Annotated in this window: 18 protein-coding genes, 1 tRNA gene and 1 pseudogene; 6 read left to right on the top strand and 14 right to left on the bottom strand. The window is 72.6% G+C overall.

Annotated features, from left to right (window positions below; all coding sequences use genetic code 11):
- Nucleotides 1-104 precede the first annotated feature (104 nt).
- Nucleotides 105-776 (bottom strand): TetR/AcrR family transcriptional regulator, encoded by a 672-nt coding sequence (locus ACF059_RS24140; protein WP_361939287.1) that lies wholly within the window; start codon nucleotides 774-776, stop codon nucleotides 105-107.
- A complete protein-coding gene (locus tag ACF059_RS24135) occupies nucleotides 776-1,756 on the bottom strand; it encodes an acyl-CoA desaturase (protein ID WP_392060562.1) in 981 nt (326 codons plus the stop codon). Before ACF059_RS24135 ends, ACF059_RS24140 begins: the two co-directional genes overlap by 1 nt.
- Nucleotides 1,757-2,099: 343 nt before the next feature.
- On the opposite strand from ACF059_RS24135, the gene ppc reads away from it, so the two are divergent.
- Complete coding sequence (gene ppc, locus ACF059_RS24130) at nucleotides 2,100-4,847, top strand: phosphoenolpyruvate carboxylase (RefSeq protein ID WP_366865584.1); 2,748 nt, start codon at nucleotides 2,100-2,102, stop codon at nucleotides 4,845-4,847.
- Between the two features lie 84 nt (nucleotides 4,848-4,931).
- On the opposite strand, the gene ACF059_RS24125 is transcribed toward ppc, so the two are convergent.
- The 7 genes and pseudogenes from ACF059_RS24125 to ACF059_RS24095 all read right to left on the bottom strand — a co-directional run bounded on the left by ACF059_RS24125 (nucleotide 4,932) and on the right by ACF059_RS24095 (nucleotide 10,804).
- Complete coding sequence (locus ACF059_RS24125) at nucleotides 4,932-5,678, bottom strand: LPXTG cell wall anchor domain-containing protein (RefSeq protein ID WP_392060558.1); 747 nt, start codon at nucleotides 5,676-5,678, stop codon at nucleotides 4,932-4,934.
- Between the two features lie 166 nt (nucleotides 5,679-5,844).
- Nucleotides 5,845-6,435, bottom strand: coding sequence for an aminoacyl-tRNA hydrolase (pth, locus tag ACF059_RS24120; protein WP_366865583.1), 591 nt, complete (start codon nucleotides 6,433-6,435; stop codon nucleotides 5,845-5,847).
- Nucleotides 6,436-6,558: 123 nt separating this feature from the next.
- Complete coding sequence (locus tag ACF059_RS24115; RefSeq protein WP_360891461.1) at nucleotides 6,559-7,140, bottom strand: 50S ribosomal protein L25/general stress protein Ctc; 582 nt, start codon at nucleotides 7,138-7,140, stop codon at nucleotides 6,559-6,561.
- Between the two features lie 172 nt (nucleotides 7,141-7,312).
- On the bottom strand, nucleotides 7,313-8,290 hold the full coding sequence (locus ACF059_RS24110) for a ribose-phosphate diphosphokinase (protein ID WP_360891464.1): 978 nt from the start codon (nucleotides 8,288-8,290) through the stop codon (nucleotides 7,313-7,315).
- Nucleotides 8,291-8,422: 132 nt separating this feature from the next.
- The gene (gene glmU / locus ACF059_RS24105) at nucleotides 8,423-9,871 is read right to left on the bottom strand and encodes a bifunctional UDP-N-acetylglucosamine diphosphorylase/glucosamine-1-phosphate N-acetyltransferase GlmU (RefSeq protein ID WP_392060554.1); all 1,449 of its coding nucleotides are present in this window, start codon (nucleotides 9,869-9,871) and stop codon (nucleotides 8,423-8,425) included.
- Between the two features lie 109 nt (nucleotides 9,872-9,980).
- Nucleotides 9,981-10,052 (bottom strand) — tRNA-Gln (locus ACF059_RS24100).
- Between the two features lie 39 nt (nucleotides 10,053-10,091).
- Nucleotides 10,092-10,804, bottom strand: a pseudogene (locus ACF059_RS24095) (hypothetical protein).
- A 131-nt stretch (nucleotides 10,805-10,935) separates the two neighbouring features.
- Here ACF059_RS24095 and ACF059_RS24090 point away from each other — a divergent pair.
- Nucleotides 10,936-12,231: a sensor histidine kinase gene (locus ACF059_RS24090; RefSeq protein WP_392060552.1), complete on the top strand. Its 1,296-nt coding sequence runs from the start codon at nucleotides 10,936-10,938 to the stop codon at nucleotides 12,229-12,231.
- Between the two features lie 197 nt (nucleotides 12,232-12,428).
- Here the strand turns inward: ACF059_RS24090 and ACF059_RS24085 are convergent, their stop codons facing one another.
- Nucleotides 12,429-12,938, bottom strand: a complete 510-nt coding sequence (locus tag ACF059_RS24085) for an SUKH-3 domain-containing protein (protein WP_392060549.1) — start codon at nucleotides 12,936-12,938, stop codon at nucleotides 12,429-12,431.
- A 2-nt stretch (nucleotides 12,939-12,940) separates the two neighbouring features.
- On the bottom strand, nucleotides 12,941-13,558 hold the full coding sequence (locus ACF059_RS24080; RefSeq protein ID WP_392060546.1) for a YwqJ-related putative deaminase: 618 nt from the start codon (nucleotides 13,556-13,558) through the stop codon (nucleotides 12,941-12,943).
- Between the two features lie 230 nt (nucleotides 13,559-13,788).
- On the opposite strand from ACF059_RS24080, the gene ACF059_RS24075 reads away from it, so the two are divergent.
- The 3 genes from ACF059_RS24075 (at nucleotide 13,789) to ACF059_RS24065 (ending at nucleotide 18,391) form a co-directional block, all read left to right on the top strand.
- Nucleotides 13,789-14,784 carry an SMI1/KNR4 family protein gene (locus tag ACF059_RS24075; protein WP_392060543.1) on the top strand — a complete coding sequence of 332 codons (996 nt, stop codon included), beginning with the start codon at nucleotides 13,789-13,791 and terminating at the stop codon, nucleotides 14,782-14,784.
- A 7-nt stretch (nucleotides 14,785-14,791) separates the two neighbouring features.
- On the top strand, nucleotides 14,792-17,389 hold the full coding sequence (locus ACF059_RS24070) for an SUKH-4 family immunity protein (RefSeq protein WP_392060540.1): 2,598 nt from the start codon (nucleotides 14,792-14,794) through the stop codon (nucleotides 17,387-17,389).
- Between the two features lie 129 nt (nucleotides 17,390-17,518).
- Complete coding sequence (locus ACF059_RS24065) at nucleotides 17,519-18,391, top strand: cellulose-binding protein (RefSeq protein WP_392060536.1); 873 nt, start codon at nucleotides 17,519-17,521, stop codon at nucleotides 18,389-18,391.
- 142 nt (nucleotides 18,392-18,533) lie between these two features.
- Here ACF059_RS24065 and ACF059_RS24060 read toward each other — a convergent pair whose 3' ends face one another.
- The gene (locus ACF059_RS24060; RefSeq protein ID WP_392060533.1) at nucleotides 18,534-19,403 is read right to left on the bottom strand and encodes an alpha/beta fold hydrolase; all 870 of its coding nucleotides are present in this window, start codon (nucleotides 19,401-19,403) and stop codon (nucleotides 18,534-18,536) included.
- Between the two features lie 82 nt (nucleotides 19,404-19,485).
- Between ACF059_RS24060 and ACF059_RS24055 the strand changes: the two genes are divergently transcribed.
- Nucleotides 19,486-20,046, top strand: coding sequence for an ABATE domain-containing protein (locus ACF059_RS24055; protein ID WP_392060531.1), 561 nt, complete (start codon nucleotides 19,486-19,488; stop codon nucleotides 20,044-20,046).
- A gap of 9 nt (nucleotides 20,047-20,055) precedes the next feature.
- On the opposite strand, the gene ACF059_RS24050 is transcribed toward ACF059_RS24055, so the two are convergent.
- Complete coding sequence (locus ACF059_RS24050; protein ID WP_392060528.1) at nucleotides 20,056-20,943, bottom strand: hypothetical protein; 888 nt, start codon at nucleotides 20,941-20,943, stop codon at nucleotides 20,056-20,058.
- Nucleotides 20,944-21,044: 101 nt separating this feature from the next.
- Entirely contained in the window at nucleotides 21,045-22,640 is a 1,596-nt protein-coding gene (locus ACF059_RS24045) for an MFS transporter (protein ID WP_392060525.1), read from the bottom strand.
- Between the last annotated feature and the right edge of the window lie 156 nt (nucleotides 22,641-22,796).

The following is a 22,796-nucleotide window of genomic DNA, read 5'->3' as shown; positions in this document are numbered from 1 at the left end:
GCGCACCGGCCCGGCACGCACCCCACGCGACGGCGCCCCGTCACCGGATCTCCGGTGACGGGGCGCCGTCGGGTACCGTCCGCGGGCGGGCCCGCTGCGGGGGCTCAGCTCTTGCGGCGGCCCACCAGCTGCGGCTTCGACTCCAGCCCGTCCAGCCCGTGCCAGGCCAGGTTCACCAGGTGGGCGGCGACCTCCGCCTTCTTGGGCTTGCGCACGTCCAGCCACCACTGCCCGGTCAGCGCGACCATTCCCACCAGCGCCTGCGCGTAGAGGGGGGCCAGCTTGGGGTCGAAGCCCCGCGCCTTGAACTCCAGGCCCAGGATGTCCTCGACCTGCGTGGCGATATCGCTGATCAGCGAGGCGAACGTGCCGGTCGACTGGGCGACGGGCGAGTCCCGTACGAGGATCCGGAAACCGTCCGTGTAGGACTCGATGTAGTCCAGCAGCGCGAACGCCGCCTGCTCCAGCAGCTCCCGCGGGTGCCCGGCCGTCAACGCTCCCGTCACCCCGTCCAGCAGCTGGCGCATCTCCCGGTCCACGACGACCGCGTACAGCCCCTCCTTGCCGCCGAAGTGCTCGTACACCACCGGCTTGGACACCCCGGCCTTCGCCGCGATCTCCTCCACCGAAGTGCCCTCGAAGCCCTTCTCCGCGAAGAGGGTCCGGCCGATGTCCAGCAGTTGCTGACGTCGCTCCGCGCCCGTCATCCGTACCCGGCGGCCACGCCTGGGCTTGTCGCTGCTGGAATTACCGCCGTCGATCGCCACGCTCCCCATCATGCCGCGTTCGGCTCGTTTTCCCTGCGCCGGGCCTCGATGCGGTCCGCCGACGGCCAGCGCACGTCCGTGGCCCAGCCGAGCTGCTCGCACCAGCGGATCAGCCGCGCGCTGGAGTCGATCTGGCCGCGCAGCACGCCGTGCCGGGCCGAGGTCGGGTCGGCGTGGTGCAGGTTGTGCCAGGACTCGCCGCACGAGAGCACCGCCAGCCACCAGACGTTGCCCGAGCGGTCCCGGGACTTGAACGGGCGCTTGCCCACCGCGTGGCAGATCGAGTTGATCGACCAGGTCACGTGGTGCAGCAGCGCCACGCGCACCAGGGAGCCCCAGAAGAACGCCGTGAACGCGCCCCACCAGGACATCGTCACCAGACCGCCCACCAGCGGCGGGATCGCCAGCGAGACGACCGTCCAGAGGATGAAGTCGCGCGAGATGCGCCGGATCGCCGGGTCCTTGATCAGGTCCGGGGCGTACTTCTGCTGATCGGTCTGCTCCTCGTCGAAGAGCCAGCCGATGTGCGCCCACCACAGGCCCTTCATCAGCGCCGGCAGCGTCTCCCCGAACCGCCACGGCGAGTGCGGGTCACCCTCGTGGTCCGAGAACTTGTGGTGCTTGCGGTGGTCCGCCACCCAGCGCACCAGCGGGCCCTCCACCGCCATCGACCCCATCACGGCGAGGACGATCCGCAGCGGCCGCTTCGCCTTGAAGGAGCCGTGCGTGAAGTAGCGGTGGAAACCGATGGTGATTCCGTGGCAGGCCAGGAAGTACATGAAGACCATGAGGCCGAGATCGAGCCAGCTCACCCCCCACCCCCACGCCAGAGGGACGGCTGCCAGCAGGGCCAGGAAGGGAACGACGATGAACAGCAGGAGGGCGATCTGCTCGATCGAACGCTTGTTCTCGCCGCCCAGCGTCGCGGAGGGCTCAGGTGTGTCGGAGGGCGCTGAGGCACCCTCGATCAGGTCGGGACTGGTGGTCATATGGGTCCTCTGGGGGGTCAGAGTGTCGGCAGGCTCCGGGTTACGAACCCTACGGACCCGTAACCTACGGCATCGTAAGTATGGCAAAGCCGGGTGCCGGGGCAACATGAGCGCGGCCGGGGCACCGGCGTGCGCGGGAGCCGTTCACGCGCCGCCTAATGAGACGTTTGCCCGGGCACGCGGACGGGACACCTATCCTGTTGCCGTCGGACAGCGCGGTCCGCACGGGCAGCCCGGCTGCGCACCAGGTCGCGGCGCCCCCAGAGCCAGTCGTGGGGAGCGTCGCCGCACGGCCGGGAGCCCACCGCCCAGTAGCGCTCGAACACTGCAAGGAGCCGCACCTGTGAGCAGTGCTGACCAGGTCCCCGCCCGCACCACGGACGCCGCGAACGCAGAGCTGCGCGCGGACATCCGCCGTCTCGGTGACCTCCTCGGGGAGACCCTCGTACGCCAGGAGGGCCAGGACCTCCTCGACCTCGTCGAACGCGTCCGCGCCCTCACCCGCACCGACGGCGAGGCCGCCGCCGCCCTGCTCGGCGACATCGACCTGGAGACCGCCGCCAAGCTGGTGCGCGCCTTCTCCATCTACTTCCACCTCGCCAACGTCACCGAGCAGGTACACCGCGGCAAGGAGCTGCGCGCCCACCGCGCCGCCGAGGGCGGGCTCCTCGCCCGCACCGCCGACATGCTGAAGGACGCCGACCCCGAGCACCTGCGGGCGACCGTCAGGAACCTCAACGTCCGCCCCGTCTTCACCGCCCACCCCACCGAGGCGGCCCGCCGCAGCGTCCTCAACAAGCTGCGCCGCATCGCCGCCCTGCTGGAGGAGCCCGTCACCGGCGCCGGCGACCGCCGCCGCCACGACCTGCGCCTCGCGGAGAACATCGACCTCGTCTGGCAGACCGACGAACTGCGCGTGGTCCGCCCCGAGCCCGCCGACGAGGCCCGCAACGCCATCTACTACCTCGACGAGCTGCACGCCGGGGCCGTCGGAGACGTCCTGGAGGACCTCGCCGCCGAGCTCCAGCGCGTCGGCGTCGAGCTGCCCCCCGGCACCCGCCCCCTCACCTTCGGCACCTGGATCGGCGGCGACCGCGACGGCAACCCCAACGTCACCCCCGAGGTCACCCGCGACGTCCTGATCCTCCAGCACGAGCACGGCATCACCGACGCCCTCGAACTCGTCGACTTCCTGCGCGGCCTGCTGTCCAACTCCATCCGCTACACCGGAGCCACCGAGGAACTGCTCGCCTCCCTCCAGGCCGACCTCGAACGCCTCCCCGAGATCAGCCCCCGCTACAAGCGGCTGAACGCCGAGGAGCCGTACCGCCTCAAGGCCACCTGCATCCGGCAGAAGCTCGTCAACACGCGCGAGCGCCTCGCCAAGGGCACCCCCCACGAGGAAGGCCGCGACTACCTCGGCACCGCCGAGCTACTCACCGACCTCACCCTCATCCAGAGCTCCCTGCGCGAGCACCGCGGCGCGCTGTTCGCCGACGGCCACATGGACCGCACCATCCGCACCCTGGCCGCCTTCGGCCTCCAGCTCGCCACCATGGACGTACGCGAGCACGCCGACGCCCACCACCACGCCCTCGGCCAGCTCTTCGACCGGCTCGGCGAGGAGTCCTGGCGCTACGCCGACATGCCGCGCGACTACCGGCGCAAGCTCCTGGCCAAGGAACTGCGCTCGCGCCGCCCGCTGGCCCCCATCCCGGCCCCCCTCGACGCCGCCGGGCACAAGACCCTCGGCGTCTTCTTCGCCATCAAGGACGCCTTCGAGAAGTTCGGCCCCGAGGTCATCGAGTCCTACATCATCTCGATGTGCCAGGGCGCCGACGACGTCTTCGCCGCCGCCGTCCTGGCCCGCGAGGCCGGACTGATCGACCTGCACGGCGGCTGGGCCAAGATCGGCATCGTCCCGCTCCTGGAGACCACCGACGAGCTGCGCGCCGCCGACGTCATCCTCGACGAGATGCTCGCCGACCCCTCCTACCGACGCCTGGTCTCCCTGCGCGGCGACGTCCAGGAGGTCATGCTCGGCTACTCCGACTCCTCCAAGTTCGGCGGCATCACCACCTCCCAGTGGGAGATCCACCGCGCCCAGCGCCGGCTGCGCGACGTCGCCCACCGCTACGGGGTGCGCCTGCGCCTCTTCCACGGCCGCGGCGGCACCGTCGGCCGCGGCGGCGGCCCCTCCCACGACGCCATCCTCGCCCAGCCCTGGGGCACCCTGGAAGGCGAGATCAAGGTCACCGAGCAGGGCGAGGTCATCTCCGACAAGTACCTCGTCCCCTCCCTGGCCCGCGAGAACCTCGAACTGACCGTCGCGGCCACCCTGCAGGCCTCCGCCCTGCACACCGCGCCCCGCCAGTCCGACGAGGCCCTCGCCCGCTGGGACGCGGCCATGGACACCGTCTCCGACGCCGCGCACGCCGCGTACCGCGCGCTCGTCGAAGACCCGGACCTGCCCGCGTACTTCTTCGCCGCGACCCCCGTCGACCAGCTCGCCGACCTCCACCTCGGCTCCCGGCCCTCCCGCCGCCCCGACTCCGGCGCCGGCCTCGACGGCCTGCGCGCCATCCCGTGGGTCTTCGGCTGGACCCAGTCCCGCCAGATCGTCCCCGGCTGGTACGGCGTCGGCTCGGGTCTCAAGGCCCTGCGCGAGTCCGGCCGGCAGGACGTCCTCGCCGAAATGGGCGAGCGCTGGCACTTCTTCCGCAACTTCCTGTCCAACGTCGAGATGACGCTGGCCAAGACCGACCTGCGGATCGCCCGTCACTACGTCGACACCCTCGTGCCCGAGCACCTCAAGCACGTCTTCGCCCGCATCGAGGCCGAGCACGAGCTGACCGTCCGCGAGGTCCTGCGCATCACCGGCGGTGAAAGGCTCCTGGACTCCCACCCGGTGCTCCAGCAGACCTTCGCCGTGCGCGACGCCTACCTGGACCCGATCTCCTACCTCCAGGTGTCCCTGCTGGCCCGTCAGCGCGAGGCCGCCGCACGCGGCGAGGAAGCCGACCCGCTGCTCGCCCGCGCCCTGCTGCTCACGGTCAACGGCGTCGCCGCGGGCCTGCGCAACACCGGCTGAGGCTCCGTACCCGGACACAGGGAAGCCCCCGCACCGACCGACGGTGCGGGGGCTTCCCCGTAGGGCTTGCCCGCTACCTGTCCGCTACTGGGCGCGGCGGCGGCGGACGACCAGGACGCCGCCCGCGGCGATCAGCGCGGCGGCCAGCGTGGACACCAGGGCGATCGGCAGGTCGGACCCGGTCTTGGCCAGGTCACCGCCGGTGGTGCCGCCCGCGACCGGAGCCGGGGAGGTCGCCGAGGAGCTCGGCGTGCCCGACGGCGTGCCGCTGCCGCTGGGAGTCGTCGAACCGGAGGGGGAGACGGACTGCGAGGGCGTCACCGACGAGGACGGGGAGCCCGTCTGCGACGGGGTGCCCGACGGCGTGCCCGACGGGGTGCCCGAAGGGGTGCCGGACGGGGTCCCGCTCGGCGTCGAGGTCGACGGGCAGGTGTGCGACAGGTTGAACCACTCCAGCGAGCCGCCCTTCACCTTGGCGACGGCGGAGGTGAGCTTGGCGCCCGGCGCCGAGGCGACGTAGGCGTGGTTGTCGTTCGGCGGGCCGAAGGTGGTGACCACCTTCTGGCCGCCCGGCTCGAACGTCACCGTCAGCTCGACGAAGGAGACGTCGTTGGGGTTGCCCGGAGCGATGAAGTGCCAGCCGTCCTGGGACGCCGGGATGTCGGCGCAGGTCTTCTCCGTCGAACCGAAACCGGCCGCGGTGATGGGGGTCTGCTGGTGCAGCGGAACGGTGTACACGTCGGTCGCGAGGGCGGGAGTCGCGCCGGCGGCGAGGACGAGCGAGGTCGCGGCGACGGCGAAGGCCGCACGGCGGATCCTGGAAGGTGACATGAGTACCTCTGGCACAGGTGAGGGAAATGGGCCGTGGGGGGTGGCGCCGCTCAGCTTGCTGATGACGCCCCGCACCGGTCAAGGGGTACTCGTGAGTATTTGTATGGATTGTAAGGCGATGTGATGTTATGTCCGAAGTGACGATCGGTCGACTCCCGTCGCCCGCTCAGGAGTTGTACGCCGACTGGGCGCGCTCCAGCCCCTCCGCGATCAGGCACTCGACCGAGTCCGCCGCCCGGTCCACGAACCAGTCCAGCTCCTTGCGCTCCGTGGACGAGAAGTCCTTCAGCACGAAGTCCGCCACCTGCATCCGGCCCGGCGGCCGGCCGATGCCGCAACGCACGCGGTGGTAGTCCGGGCCCATCGACTTGGTCATCGACTTCAGGCCGTTGTGGCCGTTGTCGCCGCCGCCCAGCTTCAGGCGCAGCGTCGGGTAGTCGATGTCCAGCTCGTCGTGGACCGCGACGATCCGCTCCAGCGGCACCTTGTAGAAGTCCCGCAGGGCCGTGACCGGGCCGCCCGAGAGGTTCATGTACGACATCGGCTTGGCCAGCACCACCCGGCGGTTGGCCGGCCCCGGCGGGCCCATGCGGCCCTCGACCACCTGGGCGCGGGCCTTGTGCGCCTTGAACTTCCCGCGCATCCGCTCCGCCAGCAGATCGACCACCATGAACCCGATGTTGTGGCGGTTGCCCGCGTACTCCGGTCCGGGATTGCCGAGGCCGACGATCAGCCAGGGTGCCGCGTCGTCCGACATCAAAAGCTCCTTAGGGCCTGAAGGGGAGGCCTGTTTCCGGGCCGGAATGAAGACGACCGCCGTCCCGCTCCAGTGGAGCCGGACGGCGGTCGGTCAGCAACTGCTGAGAGGGAGGGGTGAGGCTCAGGCCTCGGTGCCCTCGGCCTCGGCGGCCGGCTCCTCGGCCTGCGGGGCGACGACCTGCAGGACGGCGACGTCACCGTCGATGGCCAGCGTGGTGCCGGCCGGCAGGACCAGGTCCTTGGCGTGGATGGTGGCGCCGGCCTCGAGGCCCGCGATCGAGACGGTGACCTCGGTCGGGATGTGGGTGGCCTCGGCCTCGACGGAGACGGTGTTCTGGAGGGTCTCCAGCATGTTGCCGCCGGCGGCCAGCTCGCCCTCGGTGACGATCGCGACGTCGACGGTGACCTTCTCGCCCTTCTGGACGATCAGGAAGTCGACGTGGGAGATCGAGCGCTTCAGCGGGTGCTTCTGCACGGCCTTCGGGATGACCAGCTCGGTGCCCTCGCCCGCGATGTCCAGGGAGATCAGGACGTTCGGGGTGCGCAGCGCCAGCTGAAGGGCGTGGGCGTCGACGTTGACGTGCTTCGGGTCGGTGCCGTGGCCGTAGATGACGGCGGGGGTCAGGGCGTCACGACGCGCCTGGCGGGCAGAGCCCTTACCGAAGGTGTCGCGGACCTTGGCGGCAAGCTTGATCTCGGACATGCTCACTCCTCGTGGGGTGACGGAAACGGACGACAGTCACCCGGCCGAAACGGCCTGCTACGAAGAGCGCGTCGATAACGGAGCATCCGTACCGCGAACGGGTACGGCCTCCCTCGCCGAGCAACTTGAAAAGTGTACCCGGCGGGGGAGGCCGCACCAAAAGGATCTACTGCTACTGCTGCTCTTCGAACAGGCTGGTGACCGAGCCGTCCTCGAAGACCTCACGCACCGCGCGCGCGAGCATCGGGGCGATCGACAGCACCGTGATCTTGTCGAGCTCCAGGTCGGACGGGTCCGGCAGCGTGTTCGTGAAGACGAACTCGCTGACCTTGGAGTTCTTCAGACGGTCCGCGGCCGGGCCCGACAGGATGCCGTGCGTGGCCGTCACGATGACGTCCTCCGCGCCGTGCGCGAAGAGCGCGTCGGCCGCGGCGCAGATCGTGCCACCGGTGTCGATCATGTCGTCGACCAGGACGCAGACGCGGCCCTTGACCTCACCCACGACCTCGTGGACGGTCACCTGGTTGGCGACGTCCTTGTCACGGCGCTTGTGCACGATCGCCAGCGGAGCGTCCAGACGGTCGCACCAGCGGTCGGCCACGCGCACGCGGCCGGCGTCCGGGGAGACGATCGTCAGCTTGGTGCGGTCCACCTTGGCACCCACGTAGTCCGCGAGGACGTTCAGCGCCGAGAGGTGGTCCACCGGGCCGTCGAAGAAGCCCTGGATCTGGTCCGTGTGCAGGTCGACCGTGAGGATGCGGTCTGCACCCGCGGTCTTCAGCAGGTCGGCGACCAGGCGCGCCGAGATCGGCTCGCGGCCCTTGTGCTTCTTGTCCTGACGGGCGTACCCGTAGGACGGGATGATCACGGTGATGGAGCGTGCCGACGCGCGCTTCAGCGCGTCGATCATGATCAGCTGCTCCATGATCCACTTATTGATCGGAGCCGTGTGGCTCTGGATCAGGAAGCAGTCCGCGCCGCGAGCCGACTCCTGGAAACGGACGTAGATCTCGCCGTTCGCGAAGTCGAAAGCCTTGGTCGGCACGAGGCCGACTCCCAGCTGGTGCGCGACCTCCTCGGCCAGCTCGGGGTGGGCGCGGCCGGAGAAGAGCATCAGCTTCTTCTCGCCGGTCGTCTTGATCCCGGTCACAGCACTGTCTCCTCAGACGTGTTGAAGCTGCTCGCCCCCATGTGCGTCCGTCCCGCACACGGTGAGCCAGCCGAATTGCGTGCACTATCACGGTACGCCGTCCCGGGCGCACCTGTTTCCGGTCAGTTCGCCTCAGGGGCGCTCGGAGTCCTCCGAGGCCGCCGACTGGGCCGCCGTCGCCGCGGCACTTCCCGGACGCTTACGGGCCACCCAGCCCTCGATATTCCGCTGCTGGCCACGGGCCACGGCCAGCGCACCGGGCGGCACATCCTTGGTGATCACGGAACCGGCCGCCGTGTAAGCTCCGTCCCCGATCGTGACGGGCGCCACAAACATGTTGTCCGAGCCCGTCTTGCAGTGTGAGCCGACCGTGGTGTGGTGCTTGTGCTCACCGTCGTAGTTCACGAAGACGCTCGCGGCGCCGATGTTCGTGTACTCACCGATCGTCGCGTCACCCACGTACGACAGGTGGGGCACCTTGGTGCCCTCCCCGATCGTCGCGTTCTTCATCTCCACGTACGTACCGGCCTTGGCCTTGGCACCCAGGTCCGTGCCCGGGCGCAGGTACGCGAACGGGCCCACGGTCGCCTGCTCACCGACGACCGCACCCTCCGCGACCGTGTTGTCCACGCGGGCACCCGCGCCCACCCGGGTGTCCTTCAGACGGGTGTTGGGACCCACCTCGGCCCCCTCGGCGATGTGCGTGGCACCGAGCAGCTGCGTGCCCGGGTGGATCAGCGCGTCCTGCCCGAACGTGACGGTCACGTCCACGAAGGTGCTGGCCGGGTCGACGACCGTCACGCCCGCGAGCATGGCCTGCTCCAGCAGGCGCGCGTTCAGCAGGGCGCGGGCCTCGGCGAGCTGCACCCGGTTGTTGATCCCGAGGATCTGGCGGTGGTCGCTGCCGACGGCCGCACCGACGCGGTGGCCGGCCTCGCGCAGGATGCCGAGGACGTCCGTGAGGTACTCCTCGCCCTGGCTGTTGTCGGTACGCACCTTGCCGAGCGCGTCGGCGAGCAGGGCGCCGTCGAAGGCGAAGACGCCCGAGTTGATCTCGCGGATGGCGCGCTGCGCCTCGGTCGCGTCCTTGTGCTCGACGATGGCGGTGACCGCGCCGGTCGCCTCGTCGCGCACGATGCGGCCGTAGCCCGTGGAGTCCGGCACCTCGGCGGTGAGCACGGTGACGGCGTTGCCGTCGGCCTCGTGCGTCGACGCGAGCTCGCGCAGGGTCTGCCCGGTCAGCAGCGGGGTGTCCCCGCAGACGACGATCACGGTGCCGGTGAGCTGGCCGCCGAGCTCTTCGAGGGCCATGCGGACGGCGTGGCCCGTGCCGTTCTGCTCGTACTGGACGGCGGTGCGGACCTCGGCGTCGACGCCGGCCAGGTGCGCGGTGACCTGCTCCCGGGCGTGCCCGACGACCACGACGAGGTGGGCGGGGTCCAGCTCGCGGGAGGCGGCGACGACGTGACCGACGAGCGAGCGCCCGCAGATCTCGTGCAGGACCTTGGGAGTGGCCGACTTCATGCGGGTGCCTTCACCCGCTGCGAGTACGACGACGGCTGCCGGGCGGTTGGCGCTCACGGGGATGCCCTTCGGCTTCGGGGGTGGACCCGTGCAGGATACCGGGGGCGCTGGGGCCCGAAACGAGGCCGGGTCCCGACCGTGGAGGTCAGGACCCGAACGTTGCTTGCTCCCCTGCCAGGACTCGAACCCGGACATAGGACTCCAAAGGTCCCAGTGCTGCCGATTACACCACAGGGGATGGTAAATCAACTCAAACCGGACATTTCTGTCTGGTGATCTAGTTGATGGCACCTACTATGCCGCACCAGGCGCCTTCAATGCGACGGTACAAATCAGAGCCCTTCAGGACGCGCACCCTGAGACAACCGTGATACGTGTCGCCCACGTTCTTGCGGTTCGTGCGCGGGTTGTGCCGCTTGAGCGTGGTCTTCCCGAAGTGGGACGCGTCGAGCCCCACGATGTCGCGCCAGTACTGCTCCGCTTTCGCGATGTCGGCCGTTTCGTGGATCTGGACGGCCAATCTGATGCGGTCATCTGTGACGCCCATGAGGCGCAGCCATGCCAGGAAGGTCCGAATCATTCCTGCGTCGCTGTTCACGAAGGTGATTTGGGGGTGCGGCTGATGGGGCTTGGTCTTCCCGCCCTCGGCCCAGTAGAGGCCGACGCCGATGAGGAACAGTTCCCGCTCCGTGAGTCCGCCGATCTCCTGCTGTGCTGCCTGGCGCTGCGCCTCGTACCCGGCTTTTCGGTGGGTGTAGGCCTCCGCGCGGCCCTGATTTGCGCGCGGCGCGTCCACTCGGGCGGCGGCTCGCCCTTCACCAGCCGGTGGAGGAGGTCGTTGTTGTGGACGCTCAGGCTGTCGCGGATCTGCCGCAGGCTGAGGCCTTCGCGGCGCAAGGCGATGGCCTGTTCGCGGAGGGATTCGAAGGTCGTGGTGACCTGGCGGAGGCCGCCGGTGCCGTCGCCCGGGCGACGTCGGATGTCGGTCATGACGCCAATGTCGTCCGGAATGCAGGATTCGGGTCTCGGTGGGCGGACGTTTCCGTCGTACGTGCGATTACCGGCGGTTCTCGGGATTTTCGTTCGACCGTGTGCTCAGGGCGCTGCGTAGGCTGGACGGCATGACCAGTACGGGGGAAGTGGAAGGCCGCGCTGGGCCGCCCATGGGGTGGACGCGGCGGCGGGATGCCGTGGTGGACGTGACGCTCGCCGGGGTGTCCGCCGTCGAATGTGCATGGGAGGGCGTGTCCTTCGCCGGTGAGGCGGGGGTGCCGGCCGTGGTCGGCTTGCTGTTCGGGCTGGTGGCGGGGGCCACGCTCGTCCTGCGGCGGCGGTGGCCGATCGCCGTGGTGCTCGTGGGGATCGCCGTCGCACCGGCCGCGATGGGGTTCCTCCTCGGGGTGGTGGGGCTGTACACGCTGGCCTCCTCGGAGGTGCCCCGGCGGATCACGGCCACCTTGTTCTCGATGTCGCTGGCTGCGACGTTCGTGGTGATGTACCTGCGCACCCGCGGCGACGTCGAGGCCGACCACACGCTGGTGATCTCGCTCTCCGGGTTCGTGGCGGTGGCGCTGACCGTGCCGCCGGTGCTGTTCGGGCTGTACATGGGGGCCTGGCGCCGGCTGATGGAGAGCCTGCGGGAGCGGGCGGACTCGCTGGAGCGGGAGTTGTCGCTGCTGGCGGACCGGGCGGAGGAGCGGGCCGAATGGGCCCGGACCGAGGAGCGGACCCGGATCGCGCGCGAGATGCACGACGTGGTCGCCCACCGGGTCTCGCTCATGGTGGTGCACGCGGCCGCGCTGGAGGCGGTGGCGCTCAAGGACCCGCCGCGGGCGGCGAAGAACGCCGCGCTGGTGGGGGACATGGGGCGTCAGGCGCTGACGGAGCTGCGGGAGATGCTCGGCGTGTTGAGGGCTGCGCCTAAGCCGGTTCCGGCGGCGGCGGCTGCTGCCGTGGCTGCCACGGCCGCCGCCGCGGCGTCGGCTCCGGCGTCGTTCGTGGCCGTCGCGTCGGTGGGACCGGACGAGGGGCCCTCGCTCGGCGAGCTGGAGGCGCTGGTCGGGCAGTCGCGGGCGGCCGGGATGGTCGTGGAGATGGTGGTCCAGGGCGAGGGGGCGGCGTACGCGGCGGAGGTCGAGCAGACGGCGTACCGCGTGGTGCAGGAGGCGCTGACCAACTGCCACAAGCACGCTCCGGGGGCGCGGGTCGTGGTGCGGCTCGCCCATCGCGAGGGGGAGGTGGCGATGCAGGTGGAGAACGGGCCGTGCGAGGGGCAGGCGGACGGGGTCGGCCTGCCGAGTGGGGGGAACGGGCTGGTCGGGATGCGGGAGCGGGTGCTCGGGCTCGGCGGGGTGTTCGTGTCGGGGCCGACGGAGGTGGGGGGGTTCAGGGTGTCGGCGGTGCTGCCGGTGGGGTAGCGGGTGTGTTTTGCCCCTGCCGGGGCTGGGCCGGTGCCGGTGGCGGTGGCGGTGCTGTGCCGGGTGCGGCGCCGTTGCCGGGGGCGCTGCCCCCGGGCCCCCGCGCCTCAAACGCCGGCGGGGCTGAAAGAGCGCCTCAAACGCCGGCGGGGCTGGAATTGTGCCGGCGGGGCCGGCAAGGCAGGGCTGGAACGGGCTCAGGCCGTCGTCAGGCGGGTGGGTTGGAGGCCGGTCAGGAGGAGGGTGAGGGCTTCGTCCAGGCTGGAGCCGAGGTACCAGTCGCCGGTGTGGTCGATGGCGTAGACGCGGCCCTCGCGGTCGATGGCGAGGTGGGAGCCGCCGTCGGGTTCGACGCCCAGGGGGCAGAGCTGGGTGGACAGGGCGCGGCCCAGGTCGGCGAAGGTGCGGGCGAGGTGGAGGCCGGTCAGGGGGTCGAGCCGGACCGGGGTGGGGGCGATCTGGCGGCCGGGGCCGGAGGTGGTGACGGTGAGGCCGCCGAATTCGGCCCAGGCCTCCACGGCGGCGGGGAACACGCTGTGGCGGTGTCCGGCCGGGGTGGTGTGGTCCCGGAGCGCGTCGGCCCAGTACTCGGCCTGCTTGATGTCCCAGCGGCCCGGTTCCCAGCCGGCGGTGCGCAGGGCGGAGTCCACGGCGACCGGGAAGCGGGTGGCCGAGGAGCGGTCGTATGAGGCTGAGGTGGTGGTCATGGCTACTCGGCTGGGGTGAGGTCGACGGGGCGTACGCCGAAGTGGGCGAGGAGGGCCTCGCAGGAGCGGCAGGGAGGTGCGTAGCTGCCGTGGAGGGGGTCGCCGTCCTCGCGGATGCGGCGGGCGGTGATCTTCGCGTGCTTGAGGGAGCGGCGGGCCTCGCTCGGTGAGAGGGGCTTGCGGGAGGCGCGCCGGGAGCGGGCGCCTTCGACGGCGGTGAGGTGGCGGGAGAGCAGGATCGCCTCGGGGCACCGGCCGGTGAAGCGTTCGCGTTGGCCGCTGGTGAGCGTGTCGAGGAAGTCCTGGACGAGGGGGTGGAGCGCGGGCGGCTGGTCGGCCTTGCCCGCGGTGCCGGTGAGCGTTTCGCCGCGTACGGACAGGGCCGCTGCGACGGTGGGCAGGATGCCGTCCCGGCGGAAGCGCAGGACGGGCACGGCGGAGCGGCCGTCGCTGTTGCTCCAGCGCAGGCGGGGGTCACCGGCGGGGCCGGCCGTCTCGACGGCCGTTCCTGCCGGGCCCGTTGTGTCCGTTGTGTCCGTGGTGCTCGCGGCCGTGGCCGTCGCGTCGCCGCCTGCCGGGCCGGTCCCGCCCGGGTCTGTGCGTGTCGCCGTGTTCTGCATGGTCGTGCTTTCCCTCCCGTGGCGGCGGTCCTGACCCCTGTCGCGCACGCCCCCGTGTCGCGGGGACAGCCTGCCAAATGTCATCTGTCATACGGAAGCGGGGTCGAATATTCGTATCAATTCGGATGTTCCTGGCCCCCGGGCGGGTGCGCCGCTGGCGCGCGGCTGACCCCCTTGCCCCAGCGCATAGGCTGTGGTGAACCAGCCAGATCCAGCAGGGGGCTACCGCCATGACGACAGGTCGGCTCGGGCAGCAGGCCGCGCCACCCAACGCCGCTTACTCGGGGCAGGTCGTGCATTTCCCGGACCCGGTCCGGGCCGCTCGGCATCCCCACGGGGTGCGGATGGGCGGCAACGGTCATCCGGACTTCTCCGCCTACGCGCGTGCGGCGGTGGAGATCGCCGAACCGCCGGAGGGCTTCGGCGTGGACGAACTGCGGCTGACGGACTACGTGTCCGCGAACGCGGCGATGAAGGCCGCCGGGCACGAGCTGTGGGACACGGTCGGTCCGGTGGCGACCCCGCACGGCTGGACCTGGCACCACGTGTCGGGTACGCGCCGCATGGAGCTGGTTCCGGTCGAGGTGAAGGCACTGCTGCGGCACCACGCGGGCCTGGCGACGGCTCCGGTGGACCACGACAAGCGCGGGACGCGGCCGCTGCAGGAGGTGCGCCCGGTGCACCTGGGGCTGCCCAAGACGGTGGTCTCGGTCTCCGAGGAGCAGGTGCAGGGGGTCGAGGAGGACCTCGGCTACCGGCTGCCGGAGGCGTACCGCTCCTTCCTGAAGGCCGCGGGCGGCTGCGCTCCGGTGGGTGCGGGTCTGGACGTGGACCTGGGCCTGCTGGTGGACCAGCCGTTCTTCACCGTGCGTGAGGAGGCGGCGGTCAACGACCTCGTCTACGTCAACAAGTGCCTGCGCGACCACCTGACGAAGGACTACCTGTGCGTGGCCTTCGTGCAGGGCGGGCTGCTCGCGCTGAAGGTCAAGGGCGAGGGCGTCGGGTCGGTGTGGTTCTCCCCGTACGACGACGCACGCGACCGGGACGGCTGGTCGGTGCAGGAGCGCGTGGAGCGGCTGTTGCTGCCGTGCGGCGGTGATTTCGACGCCTTTCTGGAACGGCTGGCGGGTAATCCGCCGGAGCTGGAGACGGTGGCCGGTCTGATGGTGGACGGCGGATTCGCACGCTCGGTTCCCGTGGCGCGTTCCGGTTCGGATGAGGGGTGACGGCGCGATGGTGACGTTTGCGCAGGCGCAGGAGCGCGCCGAGGAGTGGATCAACGGGGACGTGCCCGCGTACCAGCACCGGGAGGTGCGCGTACGGGAGTTCGGGCTCGGGTTCGTGGTGTGGGCGGAGGACCGTCCGGCGGGTCCGGTGTCGGGGGGCGGCCGGCAGCGGCTGGTCATCGCGCGGGACAGCGGGGAGGTCACGTTGTGGCCCGGGCTGCCGGTGGGTGAGGTGATCCGCCGGTACGAGGAGGAGTACGGGGCCGTGGCCGCGGCCGCGGCTTCGGAGGCTTCGGTTCCGCCGCCGCGGATCGACTCGGAGCAGACCTCGTTCATGCTCAGTCCGCCCGAGTGGCTTCAGGAGGCCGCGGACCGGGCGGGGATCCCGCCGGCTCCGGCCCCGGCTCCGGCTGCGGCCCCCGCACAGGCTGTGGACGAGGCGCCCGCTCCGGCTCCCTTCGACGCGGTTCCCCTGCGGCGCGGCGGCGAGATCCCGTACGAGCCGACGGCCAACGACGGGGTTCCGGCGGCGCCCGCGGCCGCTGCGGCACCCGCCGCGGTGCCGACCGGGTCCACGCCGTGGGCGGGGACCGATGTGAACTCCGGCGGGGACGACGCGTCCGTGCCGCTGCCCGCGACCGTGTTCGCGCCCCCGCTGTCGGGGTCGGACCTGGACGACGCGCCGGCGCCCGCGGTGGCCTCGGAGGCGAAGACCGCGCTGATCCCCGGCGGCAGCCGGCTGCCGAAGACCGCGATCGTGCCCGCGCTGGACTCGTCGCCGGGCGACATCGCCGACGCGCCGACGAGCAAGGCCCAGGTCTCCCGCCCGGGCGGCTCCGCCGGGGGCGCGGGGGCCTCGGGTCCGGCCCGGCCGTCGACGCCTCCGGGGCCGCCCGGTGCGCCCGGTGCGCCCGGTGCGCCCGGTGCGCCCGGGGCTCCCGGCGTGCCCGGTCGTGGGCTCGACCATGCCGCGACGATGCTGGCGGGTCCGGCCGTGACGGGTCAGCCGCCCGCGCCTCCCGGCCCGCCCGGGGCTCCGGGTGCGGGCGCGGGTGCCGGTGGTTCGCAGCCTCCGGGTCCGCCGGGGCCTCCTGGTCCGCCCGGCGCTCCCGGGTCCCTCGGTCGTGGGCTCGACCACGCCGCGACGATGCTGGCGGGTCCGGCCGTGACGGGTCAGCCGCCCGCGCCTCCCGGTCCGCCCGGGGCTCCGGGCGCCGGTGCCGGTGGGCCGAAGCCTCCCGGCCCTCCGGGGCCTCCCGGTCCGCCCGGCGCCCCCGGGTCCCTCGGCCGTGGGCTCGACCACGCCGCGACCATGCTGGCCGGTCCCGCCGTGACCGGTCAGCCCCCGGCCCCTCCGGGCCCGCCCGGCGCCCCCGGCGCCCCCGGCGCCCCCGGTGCCCCCGGTGGCGGGGCCCATCACGCCGCGACCATGCTCGCGGGTCCCGGCGTACCGCAGCCGCCCGGGCCGCCCGGGTCGCCCGGTGCTCCCGGCGCGCCCGGGGGCGGGCTCGACCATGCCGCCACGATGCTGGCCGGTCCCGCCATGGGCCAGCCGCCCGCGCCCCCCGGCCCGCCGCCGGGCGGACCGGTGGCGCAGCAGCCTCCGGCCGCCGCGGGTCCGACCGGCGTGCCCACGGTGGGTCCCGGCTACCAGGCCGTGCTCCGCTACCGCGCCCCCGACGGCTCCGAGCAGCAGCTCATCCGCCGCTCGGCGCCCGGCACCCCGCACCCGGAGTGGCAGATCCTGCACGAGCTGCGCGCGATGAACGTGCCGCCGCAGCAGGTGCTGGAGCTGCACACCGAGCTGGAGTCCTGTGAGCTGCCCGGCGGTTACTGCGCCCGGATGATCAGGGAGACCTGGCCGCAGGTGCGGATCACCAGCGTGGCCCCGTACGGCAAGGACCACGCGGGCCGTCAGCAGGGCATGCGGCACCTGCTCACCCATCAGGGTGAGCTGCACCAGGTGGCGGACGGTCCGGCGCGCCCCGCGCCGGTACGGGCGCCCCTGCCGCAGGTCCCGCTCCAGCCGGCGATCCCGCTGGACGCGATCGCGCAGGAACTGGCGGGGGCGTTCGGCCCGCAGGGCGTGTTCCGCTTCGACCAGCGCGCGGTGTCCCGGCAGGGCGTGCCGGAGATCGTCGCGCAGACGCTGATGTGGTCGGGTCTGCCCGTCGATTTCGGGCCGTTCTTCTGGGCGCAGGCGGTGCCGGGGCAACCGGTGCCGACGCTGGCCGAGATGGCCGCGCAGCGGCAGGTGCAGCCCGCCTCCGACGCGGGCTCGTACCTGGTCGTCGGCAGCGACTTCGGCAAGGCGATCTGCGTGCAGTACGGCACCGCGCACATCGTGGCCGTCCCGGTGGAGGGCGGTCCGGGCGGCGCCCCGGTGCCGCCGCAGTTCGTGAATTCGAGCCTGCCGCAGTTCGTACGGTCCCTGGCGATGCTGGGTCACATGTGGCGGCTGCGCCAGCACCTGACGCCCGAGCAGGCCGGGCGCTGGACCGTCGACTTCCAGGCGAACCTGGCGGGGCTCGACAGCGCGGCGCTGGCCTCGCCGGAGAGCTGGTGGTCGGTGCTGCTGGAGCAGATGTGGGACGGGCTGCTCTGACGGCGGCCTGATCGGGTGATCAGTGGCCGGGTCCGGACCCTCGTACGGGGTCCCGGCCCGGCCATTCGGGCTTCTGGGAGCAAATGACGCATCCTTGACGGGAATCCCCGCGAGAGAGGCGCTTCCCGGATGAGTGCACCCTTGGCGACTGTGCGCGGTCGCGGCTACCGCATGGAAGAGGTCGACCGGTACCTCGCCCGGCTGTCCGGGAGCCGTGACGAGGCCTGGGAACGGGTGGCCCGGCTGACGGTCCTGGCCAAGCAGATGGCGGCGGAGGCCGAGCGGCTGCGCGAGGTGGTGGCGGGGCTCGCCCCGCAGACGTACGACGAACTGGGCGAGCGGGCCCGCCGGATCCTGCTGCTGGCCGAGGAGGAGGCCGAGGCCGTACGGGCGGACGCGCGGGCGGACGCCTCCGCGACGCTGGGCGCGGCCGAGGCGAGGGCCGACCGGGCGGCGGAGCTGGCGCGGGGCGACGCGGAGGCGGTGCGCGAGCAGACGGAGGTCCGGGCCCGGCAGGGGCTGCTGCGGGCGCAGCAGGAGGCCGACGAGGTACGGGCGCAGGCCCGGCAGGACGCGGCGGCCTGGCGGGCGCAGGGCGCGGCCGCGGTGGCGGACGCGCGGCGGCGGGCGGATGAGCTGCTGGCGGAGCGCGAGCAGGAGCAGGCGGAGCGGTGGGAGGCGGCCGAGCGGGGGCTGGCTGCGCGGGAGGCCGAACAGGCGGCGCGGGTCGCGGAGTCGGAGCGGCACGCCGAGGCCCGGCTGGCAGAGGCCCGGCGGGACCTGGCCGAGGCGCAGGAGTCGGCCCGGCACGGGCAGGAGGACGCGGAGGCGCGGGCGGCGGAGCTGTTGGCGGAGGCGCGGGTGCGGGAGGAGCGGGTGGGGCGGGAGACGGAGCGGGTGCTGCGGGAGCATGCGCAGGCCGAGGAGGAGATGCGGGCGCACATGGACCATGTGCGTTCCAGTCTGGCGGCCTTGACGGGGCGGGCTCCTGCGGAGGGCTGAGCCGCGGGACACCCCGCCGGGGCTCCGCCCCGGACCCCGCGCCTCAAACGCCGGCGGGGCTGAAAGATCGGGGCTCCGCCCCCGACCCCGCGCCTCAAACGCCGGCGGGGCTGGATGTGTGCGGCGGGGCTGAAAGAGCGCCTCAGGCGGCGGTGAGGCTGGAGAGGAAGTGCTCGATCAGGGGGGCTATCTGCGGCAGGTGGGTTTCCAGGGCGAAGTGGCCCGCGCCCTCGAACACGTGGACGTCGGCGTGCGGGGCGTCGCGGAGGTAGGCCTTCGCGCCCGCCGGGGTGAAGAAGGGGTCGCCCGCGCCCCAGACGACCAGTACCGGCAGGCTCGCCGATCGTAGCCACGCCTGCCAGGCGGGGTAGTGCGCGAAGTTCGAGGCGTAGTCGAAGGCGAGGTCGGTCTGCGCGTCGGCGCGGCCCGGCAGGCCGAGGTAGTGGACGTCGAGGGTCCAGTTGTCCGGGGAGATCAGCGAGGGCTCCGCGACCCCGGTCTCGTACTGGAAGCGGGTGCCCTCCACCGTGAACAGGCCCCGGATCCGCTCCTCGTGGCCCGGCACCTCGCGCCGCAGCCCGGTGAACTCGCGGGCGGCCTCCGACAGGCCTTCCTCGTACGCGTTGCCGTTCTGGACGATCAGGCCGGTCACCCGCTCCGGGTGCCGCGTCGCGAGGCGCAGGCCGACCGGGGCGCCGAAGTCGAAGACGTACAGGGCGAAGCGGTCCAGCCCGAGGGCCTCGGTGAAGCCCTCCACGATGTCCGCGAGCCGGTCGAAGGTGTACGTGAACCCGGCCGGGGCCTCGGTGCGGCCGAAGCCGGGGTAGTCGGGGGCGATGAGGCGGTACGGGGTGTCGCCGAGGGTGTCCATCAGCCGGGCGAATTGGTGCGAGGCGGTGGGGAAGCCGTGCAGGAGGAGCAGGACGGGTCCGTCGGCGGGGCCGCTCTCGCGGTAGGCGACGCGGACGCCGTCGACGTCGACGGTGCGGTGCTGGTGCCGGACAGCGGTCATCACATGCCTCCTGTGGCTTTGTTTCCATTAGTCTTCCCTCATGGTGGCTAATGGGTCAAGGGGGTGACGTAGCATTAGTGGCGTGACAGTGACCTTCCCGCTCACCGGGGAACCCCTCGCCCTGGACCTCCTCAACACCCGCACCGCCGCGGGTGACCTCGTCGCCGAGCCGGCGGGTCTCGCGGACTGGCTGGCCGAGCAGGCCGGACGGCTCACCCCGGTCGAGGCCGTGGGCGCGGCCGAGGTCGCCGCCGTGCGGGCCGTACGGGAGGCCGCGCGCGCGGCGCTCGACGCCGTACGGGTGGGGGAGCGGCCGCCGCCGGACGCGCTGCGCGCGCTCAACGCGGCCCTGGCCGCGGCGCCGGCCCACCGCGAACTGGCCTGGACTGTCGAGGCAGGGCTCACCGCTGTCCCGTGCCGGGATGCGGCCCCCGCCGAGCGGCTCGCGGCCGAACTGGCCGAGGCGGTCGCGGAGCTCCTGACGGACCCCCGCGTGACGTCGGTCCGTGCCTGCGAGGCGCAGGACTGCGTCCTGCTCTTCCTCCCGGCGCACCCGCGCCGCCGCTGGTGCGTGGCATCGGCCTGCGGCAACCGGGCCCGGGTGGCGCGCTACTACGCCCGCCACAAGGAAGAGCACGCCTGACGCACGGTGCTAGCCGACCGTCCCCCGCTGTGCGGGCAGGGTGAGCGGGGGCGTTGCCGGGGAGGCGTAGGGGTACGGGTCGCTGCGCAGGCCGCGGGCCGTGACCGTCACCGTGAAGGGGGCCTTGGTGCCCGCCGGGAGGGGGGCCCGCAGGGTGCCCGTCGCGGGGTCGTAGGAGGCTGCGGCGGTGGCGCCGTCCACGGTGACCTGCGGCTGGGCGAGGGCCGGGGGTCCGGCCGGGTCCGGGGCGAAGCCGCCGCCCTCGACGGTCAGCACGCCGTCGTCGACGGAGACGTTCGTGATCAGCGGGTTCGGCCGGACGGCCATCTTGTTCAGCAGGTACGCGCCCGCCGGGGCGCCCGTCAGGGCCCAGATCTCGGCGGGCAGCCGCGGGAGGCCGCCGCCCGGGTCCGAGAGGAAGAACAGCACCACGTACAGCATCGTGACCGCGCTGAAGGCGACGTACTGGAGGTCGACCAGGTCGGTCCGCCCGCTGTCGTTCGCGACCAGTTCCCGCAGCGGTCGGCGCCCCGACCGCGTCGGTTTCGGGGCCGGCTTGGCCATGCTGCCCTTCTCCACGCGCATGCCGACGACCGTCTTGGCCGCGATCAGGGCCACGTACGGGCCTCCGAGCAGCGGCAGGTACACCGTCGTCAGGGTGGACAGCGGGCCGTCGGCGCCCTGGAAGTAGCGGACGCCGCCGCCCGCGGTGAGCCCGTAGCCGAGGATGGCGAGCAGCAGCCAGACCAGGATCACCGTCCAGGCGAGGGCCAGCGCCGTCGAGGTGGAGAGCCGGCCGTCACGGCCGGTGATGAAGCCCGGCCTGGTGTACAGCCGCCGGCAGATCGGGCCGGCCAGCGCGGCCAGTAACGCCAGCGCGAACAGTGCGGATGCCATGTCGTCGTCCCCCCGGAAACGGTCCTGGGACGAGGGTCACCCACTGGCCCGGGCCATGACAAGTCGGGTGGGCGGTGGGTCCGTTGACTGTGCCGGGCCTGTTACTCGTCCCGCAGTTCGGGCAGGACCGGGAACCGCCGCGGGGCCACCAGCAGCAGGATCAGCAGCGCGGCGAGGGCGGCGGCGGTCGCGCCGAGGAAGATGTGGTCCACGGCGGCGGCGACGGCCTCGCGCAGGTGGTCGGCGGCGGCCCGGGGGAGCAGCTCCGGCCGGTCCAGCGCCTTCGACACGTCGTCCAGGTGGCCGGGGAGCCCGGGTACGGGGGCGCCCGCCAGCCGGGCCGCGAGGGTCGCGTTGGCCACGGCCGCGAGCAGGGCCGCGCCCACGCTCTGGCCGACCTGGCGGCAGAACAGCACCGAGGCCGTGGTGGTGCCCCGCTCGGCCCAGCCCACGGTGGACTGCACGCCGACGATCAGCGGGAGCTGGAAGAGCCCGAGGGCGCCGCCCAGCAGCAGCATGATCAGTGCGGGCTGCCACGGCCGGGCCGGGTAGGGGAGCAGCGTGAACGAGAAGAGGATCACCGCGGCCAGCGCGATCCCGACGACCGCGGTGTCCCGGAAGCCGATGCGCCGGTAGACGTGCTGGCTGAGCGCGGCGGAGACGGGCCAGCTCAGGGTCATCACGGACATGACCAGCCCGGCGCCGACGGGCCCGAGGCCGAGCACGGACTGGGCGTAGGTCGGCATGAACACCACGGGGGCGACCATCAGCAGGCCGAGCGCCCCCATGGCCAGGTTGACGGCGGCGATGGTGCGCCGGCGCCACACCCAGCCGGGCAGGATCGGCTCCTCGGCACGGCGTTCCACCCGGACCACGACCGCGGCCAGCGCCGCGCTGGCGCCCAGTAGCCCCAGCGAGGGCGCGGAGAGCCAGGGCCAGGCCACCCCGCCCTGGACAAGGGCGAACAGCAGCAGTCCGCCGCAGGCGAAGGTGCCCAGCGCCCCCGCCCAGTCGACCGGGCCGCGGCGGCCGGGGGACCGTACGGGCTCGGTCAGGTGGCGGGCGGTCATCCACAGGGCGAGGGCGGCCAGCGGCAGGTTGAGCAGGAAGATCCACCGCCAGTGCGCGTACGAGGCGAGCAGCCCGCCGAGCGCGGGGCCGGCGACGGCCGAGACGGCCCAGACGGTCGACATCCGTGCCTGGATCCTGGGCCGTTCCTTGAGGGGGTACAGGTCGGCGGCCAGGGTCTGGACCGTGCCCTGGAGGGCTCCGCCGCCCAGGCCCTGGACGATCCGGAAGGCGATGAGGGCGGCCATGTTCCACGCGAGCGCGCACAGCACCGAGCCGACGAGGAACAGGCCCATGCCGAAGAGCAGGACGGGCTTGCGGCCGAAGGTGTCGCACAGCTTGCCGTAGACGGGCAGGGTGACGGTGACGGCCAGCAGGTAGCCGGAGAAGAGCCAGGAGAAGACGGAGAAGCCGCCGAGGTCGCCGACGATCTGCGGGACGGCGGTGGCGACGATGGTGCCGTCGAGGGCGACGAGCGCCATGGCGAGCATGAGCGAGGCGACGACGGCGCGGCCCGGGGTGACCGGGGCCTGGGCTCCGGGCGGCACCGCAGCCTTGCCGCCGGGCGGGACCCGGGCCCCGGTGGGTATGCCGTCCGGGGTGCCCTCCGTATTCGCCCCTGAGCCCACCGAGATTCCTTCCCCCTGCACCTAACCGCGGGGAACACCTTCTCACCACTGCCGCATCCCGCGGTATCCCCCAGGTCTCGTCACCCGAAGGGTGGAGAACCCCTAGGGGTCCCTCCACACAAGGGGCCAGGGGCTGTTCCTCCCGGCGGAGGATGA

It is taken from the genome of Streptomyces sp. NPDC016562 (assembly GCF_043076955.1).
Taxonomy (GTDB): Bacteria; Actinomycetota; Actinomycetes; order Streptomycetales; family Streptomycetaceae; genus Streptomyces.
This window is presented reverse-complemented; position numbering and strand designations above follow the sequence as displayed.

What these genes read in the sequence shown, in the direction of transcription:
- ACF059_RS24140 (WP_361939287.1), bottom strand. Translation starts at nt 776, where the DNA reads ATGGGGAGCGTGGCGATCGACGGCGGTAATTCCAGCAGCGACAAGCCC.
- ACF059_RS24135 (WP_392060562.1), bottom strand. Translation starts at nt 1,756, where the DNA reads ATGACCACCAGTCCCGACCTGATCGAGGGTGCCTCAGCGCCCTCCGAC.
- ACF059_RS24125 (WP_392060558.1), bottom strand. Translation starts at nt 5,678, where the DNA reads ATGTCACCTTCCAGGATCCGCCGTGCGGCCTTCGCCGTCGCCGCGACC.
- pth (WP_366865583.1), bottom strand. Translation starts at nt 6,435, where the DNA reads ATGTCGGACGACGCGGCACCCTGGCTGATCGTCGGCCTCGGCAATCCC.
- ACF059_RS24115 (WP_360891461.1), bottom strand. Translation starts at nt 7,140, where the DNA reads ATGTCCGAGATCAAGCTTGCCGCCAAGGTCCGCGACACCTTCGGTAAG.
- ACF059_RS24090 (WP_392060552.1), top strand. Translation starts at nt 10,936, where the DNA reads ATGACCAGTACGGGGGAAGTGGAAGGCCGCGCTGGGCCGCCCATGGGG.
- ACF059_RS24085 (WP_392060549.1), bottom strand. Translation starts at nt 12,938, where the DNA reads ATGACCACCACCTCAGCCTCATACGACCGCTCCTCGGCCACCCGCTTC.
- ACF059_RS24080 (WP_392060546.1), bottom strand. Translation starts at nt 13,558, where the DNA reads ATGCAGAACACGGCGACACGCACAGACCCGGGCGGGACCGGCCCGGCA.
- ACF059_RS24075 (WP_392060543.1), top strand. Translation starts at nt 13,789, where the DNA reads ATGACGACAGGTCGGCTCGGGCAGCAGGCCGCGCCACCCAACGCCGCT.
- ACF059_RS24070 (WP_392060540.1), top strand. Translation starts at nt 14,792, where the DNA reads ATGGTGACGTTTGCGCAGGCGCAGGAGCGCGCCGAGGAGTGGATCAAC.
- ACF059_RS24065 (WP_392060536.1), top strand. Translation starts at nt 17,519, where the DNA reads ATGAGTGCACCCTTGGCGACTGTGCGCGGTCGCGGCTACCGCATGGAA.
- ACF059_RS24060 (WP_392060533.1), bottom strand. Translation starts at nt 19,403, where the DNA reads ATGACCGCTGTCCGGCACCAGCACCGCACCGTCGACGTCGACGGCGTC.
- ACF059_RS24050 (WP_392060528.1), bottom strand. Translation starts at nt 20,943, where the DNA reads ATGGCATCCGCACTGTTCGCGCTGGCGTTACTGGCCGCGCTGGCCGGC.